A 3,667-nucleotide genomic window follows, 5' to 3' on the forward strand; every position below is an offset into this window, starting at 1 on the left:
GGATGTTCACAATCGAAAAAGCTCGCGCCAAAATGGGACGCGCCTACCCAAACCCTTCCAAAGAGTCATAATCACCGTGCAGAGCAACTAGGAGGGACGGTCAGAGGCACGAAGATCTGGGCAGGTGATTGCGTTGCTGCGACACCACCAGTGGACACGCCAGCGTCGTCATCACCGCCAACCCCATCAGCCGAAGGCAATGCGCCCGCAGAGAAGCAGTGATGGGCTCAAAGGCGCTCACGCGAGTCGCCGGCTTCGGGCTGAGGGCGAGGAAGGGCTGAAAGTGAGCGATTAGAGCTCGTCATTGGGCCCACCGGATATGATTGGTTGGCGTCATAAATCTGCAATCATAGCGCGCTACGCTAGTCATCTTGACTTCAAGTTCGGAGTGAACGAGAGCGCAGGTTTTCTTAGTTAGAGACTTATCAACTGGATAATCGGCATATGGCCTACGATTTGGCTACGGTGCAGATGCTCCGCAGAGTCCTTGATGAAGTACTTGTTAGCCCCAGGTTCACTCGGCAGAAGAACCGCTCTGCGCTCGAGATGGCTGAGTACATTCTGTGGCTTGCCTCTCGGGGAGAGCGCGAGCCATCAGCGATCAAACGGCGCGTTCTGGATGAGTTTTTGACGAACGCTAGTAGCTGCAGCGCAAAGCCAAGACTAGACTAGTGGGCACGGCTTCGGTAGCGGCTCAGGCGACGGCTGGCCCCGGGAGTTTGTGGTAGCAAAGCGCCTGATCCCCATACGGCGTTCTGAGCGGCTGCCGTTTCGCTATATCCCTATCACGCGGGATTGGCCAACGATGGTGAGAGGCCCACGTCTGAACGGGACTTCCTCAAGCGCGGTCTTTCTGGTCTACAGCTGGCAGCTTTGAAAAAGCTCGCGGATAGCCCGGCTGACAATTTGGAATTTGGAAGGAGGTGCTGGAGAGCAAGGATCTCTTGCTTGCAGTCAGAAATGGATACCTGAACGCTCATGTCAAAGTCAGAGCGACTTCAGAATTGCTTTCGAAAACGGCGGCAGCAGCGATTGCAGCCAGCCTCCGCGATCCACCAAAAGTATCTGGTGAAGCTGGAACTTGAGAATAAGGACCCATATGTGTCGTAGCGGTCCAGCGCCAGCGGCGAGCAGAGTGCCGCAAGGCGAGTTGGCGGCCAAGCGCTTTCGAGCCACTGTGAGGTGGCCGAAGTACTGGAGCTTGGCGCTATCGAACACCGCTTGGAGGCGCTCCAGGAATAGCCGACGATACAATCGTGACAGGACGCGCACGGGAAGGAAGAAGCCGGGGCGGCAGCCAACCCAGCTTCCATCAGGGGCAATCCCGCCGCCCGGCACGAGGCAATGGGCATGGCGATCATCCCAGTCTCGGCACCGAGATGCTTCGGGTCGGCGCTGATGAGACGGATCGTCTCGGCCGCCGTCTTGAGCAGGATGTCGTAGACCACCGCCTTGTTCTGCAGCGCGATAGCGGCTACTGGCGCCGGCACGGTGAAGACAACATGGAAATAAGGGACCGGCAGCAGATCGGCTTGGCGATCGGCGAGCCATTGGGCGCGCGCAGGCCTTGGCACTTTGGACAGTGCCGATCGCGACAGCTGTTGTGCGCGACGCGAACCAGGCCGCAATCGTCGCACCGCTCGACATGGCCGCCGAGCGTCGCTGTGCGGCACGCCTCGATGGCTGCCATCACACGGCGCTGGTCGGATGGGAGCCGAGAGCCCTGCGCGGTACGGAACGCAGCGCCGTGGCGGCGGAAGATGTCCGCCACCTCAAGCACGGGGCGCATATGCGCGGCTTAGTGGGGTAGGATCACCGTGATGGAGAGCCCATCGAATGGGCTGGTCGTGCGAGCGAGCAGATTGGTCGCAACCTGTGCGTAGCGGGCGGTCGATCCGAGCTCGGCATGTCCGAGCAAGACCTGAATGATGCGGATGTCGATCCCGCTTTCCAGGAGATGGGTCGCAAAGGAGTGCCGGAGCGTGTGGACAGTGATCGGCTTGGCAATCCGAGCGCGTCGGCGGGCGGCGCGGCAGGCCGCCTGGACGCAGCGGACGCTGACATGTTCACTTGGGTCTTGGCCTGGAAATAGCCACAGCCCCGGCCGTGTTCGCGTCCAGTACGCACGCAGAATATCCAGCAGCCGAGGAGAAAGCATCGCGTAACGATCTCTGCCGCCCTTGCCGTTCTCGATGTGGATCAACATTCGCTTGCTGTCGATCGAGCTCACCTTCAGGCGTACGACCTCGCTAACCCGTAAGCCAGCCGCATAAGCCGTCGCCAGCACGACGCGGTTGCGCACCCCTGTAACCGCGTCCAGAAAGCGCTCGATCTCTTCGGCACTAAGCACGAGGGGGAGCTTGTCGGGCTTCTGGCCACCGATGATCCGCTCGAATGCCTCCGTCTGCCCGAGTGTGACGCCGTAGAAGAACCGCAGCGCGCAGGCCACCTGATTGATGTGGGACCACGAACGCTTTTGGCCGATGAGGTGCAGTTGGTAGGCACGGACCTGCTCGAAACTCAACCGGTCCGGGGCGTAGCCGAAATGGCGGCTAAACTTTGCGATCGCATAGATATAGGATTTCTGAGTCGACGGCGACAGATTGCGGACCGTCATGTCCTCGATCATACTCTGCCGAAGAGGGCTCATCGTAGCCATCTGGGTCTCCTGTCTTGAGAGGGGTGGTGCGAAGACCAACATCCTCTCAGACAGGACACCTCAGTACAGCAGGCTTGCCCCCACTCCCGCGTAGCGGGTTCGTTCAATCCTGGGCGACATTGTTCGCCGTCATGGCCTGTGAGACAAATTGAATGGTTTTGTGGAGGGAGGATTTCTGGTTCATCGTAGCCACCAGGAGCGAAGATGAAGCAGAAATCCGGACCGGGCAAAGCGCCGGCAGAACAGGTACTGAAAGACATTCGGCGGCAGACCCGCCGGCACTATTCGGCGGAAGAGAAGATCCGCATCGTGTTGGAAGGATTGCGCGGCGAGGAGAACATCTCCGAGCTGTGTCGCCGCGAGGGCATTGCCGCCTCGATGTATTACGGCTGGTCCAAGGAGTTCCTCGAGGCCGGTAAGCGTCGCCTGGCGGGCGACACGGCGCGGGCGGCAACCTCCGGCGAGGTGAAGGATCTCCGCCGGGAGGCCGCCGCCTTGAAGGAGGCCGTGGCCGATCTGACCCTGGAGAACCGCCTGCTCAAAAAGCATCAATGGGGCTGGGGAGGAAGAGGCATGAGGTATCCCGCCTCAGAGAAGGCCGAGATCATCGAGTTGGTCGAGCAATCGCATCTCCCGGCCAAACGCACGCTGGACATGCTCGGTATCCCGCGAGCCACGTTTTATCGTTGGTACGATCGTTATCAAGACGGCGGTGTTGAGGCGTTGGCGGACCACCGGTCCCGACCAAACCGGGTCTGGAATCGGATCCCAGACGATGTGCGAGGCCAGATCATCGATCTGGCACTGGAGCTTCCGGAGCTGTCGCCGCGCGAGCTGGCCGTGCGCTTCACCGACGAACGAAAATACTTTGTCTCCGAGGCGTCGGTCTATCGGCTGCTGAAGGCGCATGACCGTAAGCGCTCCTTTCTACGCACCTATGCAGTTGAGCGCGGGGATGGGATGAGGCGTCCACCATGAGCGAGGTGGACACCATCGATGATCACTCCA

1 protein-coding gene and 2 pseudogenes are annotated in these 3,667 nt (G+C 60.2%); 1 reads left to right on the top strand and 2 read right to left on the bottom strand.

What is annotated here, in order from left to right; all coding sequences use genetic code 11:
- Positions 1-1,224 precede the first annotated feature (1,224 nt).
- Together K288_RS51830 and K288_RS0142815 are read right to left on the bottom strand one after the other, a co-directional pair.
- Positions 1,225-1,789: pseudogene (locus K288_RS51830) on the bottom strand (transposase zinc-binding domain-containing protein); the annotation flags it as partial.
- Between the two features lie 9 nt (positions 1,790-1,798).
- Entirely contained in the window at positions 1,799-2,659 is an 861-nt protein-coding gene (locus K288_RS0142815) for a site-specific integrase (RefSeq protein ID WP_027584801.1), read from the bottom strand.
- Positions 2,660-2,863: 204 nt separating this feature from the next.
- On the opposite strand from K288_RS0142815, the pseudogene K288_RS51835 reads away from it, so the two are divergent.
- A pseudogene (locus K288_RS51835) lies at positions 2,864-3,571 on the top strand (transposase); the annotation flags it as partial.
- Between the last annotated feature and the right edge of the window lie 96 nt (positions 3,572-3,667).

This window comes from Bradyrhizobium sp. Ai1a-2 (genome assembly GCF_000426245.1).
Classification (GTDB): domain Bacteria; phylum Pseudomonadota; class Alphaproteobacteria; order Rhizobiales; family Xanthobacteraceae; genus Bradyrhizobium.

Bases quoted from the DNA above. Each gene is read 5' to 3' on its own strand.
- K288_RS0142815 (WP_027584801.1), bottom strand. From the start codon at position 2,659: ATGGCTACGATGAGCCCTCTTCGGCAGAGTATGATCGAGGACATGACG.